The organism is Lysinibacillus sp. VIII_CA (assembly GCF_049943995.1).
Lineage (GTDB): Bacteria > Bacillota > Bacilli > Bacillales_A > Planococcaceae > Lysinibacillus > Lysinibacillus pinottii.
Window position 1 is genome coordinate 1 of record NZ_JBNFXM010000066.1, and the last position, 1,368, is coordinate 1,368.

At 34.6% G+C, this 1,368-nt stretch carries 2 protein-coding genes; both read right to left on the reverse strand.

The window, feature by feature from the left end; translation table 11 throughout:
- Window positions 1-470: 470 nt before the first annotated feature.
- The gene (locus tag ACP3VS_RS24180; RefSeq protein WP_197148326.1) at window positions 471-929 is read right to left on the reverse strand and encodes a hypothetical protein; all 459 of its coding nucleotides are present in this window, start codon (window positions 927-929) and stop codon (window positions 471-473) included.
- 12 nt (window positions 930-941) lie between these two features.
- A partial coding sequence (locus ACP3VS_RS24185) for a hypothetical protein (RefSeq protein WP_426390282.1) occupies window positions 942-1,368 on the reverse strand: 427 nt, incomplete at its 5' end.

The window sequence follows — 1,368 nt, forward strand, 5'->3', positions numbered from 1 at the left end:
ACCCCCACCAACAGGGATCATCCCCATCATGTCTAGGGCGGAATCGAGGTCTGCTTCTTCTTCCTGTGAAGCGACTGTCACAGGGGCTTTGATGGACCCTTCCATCGTGACCGCCTGTCCCTGGATATCCGTAATGCCGTCAAATACTATACTACTGGAGCCGCAGGTGAATCGCATGGATTCTGCTGCACTCATGGACATTCGCTTCCCTGCGAAGGTGATCGTGTCATTCGCTTTGTTTACCCTTATCGATTGATAGGTGCAGGCATACTTGATCCATCTTATGGACAGTGAAAAAAACCTCAATAGAAAATTATTCTATCAAGGCTTTAATATTATCCATTAAGAAACTGAAACAATTTGAACGGAATCAAATCTGTATCTCACTCACCTTACTTACATAATCCAACAAATATTATTATATAGTGGTTCCGAGCCGTCTCATTGTACAAAATCTAAAACATTTAAAATTACTCATTAATTTTTAAGATAAGATTATCCATCCATAAATCATAACTGAAGTTAGACATATTATAGAGAGCTGATAAAATCTCATTAGATTTTACCTCTAAAATTTTATCTTCAGTAACATTTTCTTGTGCAAATTTGCAAAGGAAAATAGAATAATTCGTTATATTGATATTCTTCGCAATTTCCTCTGAAATATCAGAAAATATTTTCACAACACTAGGAGGGTTTTCCAAATTACTCCAATCTTGCAATTCGCCTATAAAATTATCATTTTTTAGTTCAATTAAATAAGAGCTCATATAATTTTCTAAATATCTTTTTTTAACTTCTCTTATGTCATTACTTTTTAAAATTAGAAACTCATGATTTTTCAATTCTGATAATAACAAAATTATCTCTTCTATAGATAAATCTGTATCAAAAGAAAAAAATTGCGTGCAATCGAAGTTTTCATCCATTTTTGGTTTCCCCTATTCTTGATATTTGCCGTTTTCTAAATAGTCGTATAATTGTTTTACATCTTTTGTATTTGGAGTTGTTACACCACCATTTGAAGTTTTGGAACCCACTCCCCCATAAATATTTCCATTTGGTGCGGCATTTCTAGTGGGTTGGTGAACATGCGGTGCTAAGTTAGCATGACTATCAGATCCAAAACGTTTAAACTGACTTGGGGCATCACCATTAACACTATTAAATTTCGGTGATTTTGTATATAGTAAAGTTTCTTTTTCAATAGGTACATTATTCTTCACAAAACTCTCAAGAGTTCTTTCACCCAAACTTGGTTTATAACCTCTAGAAGCTAGTCCTTTATCCATACCCTTATCATGCTTCTTCACATACTCGCCTAGTTGATCGATTTCTTTTTGGGTTGTCTTTGCATCCTTTGCCTTT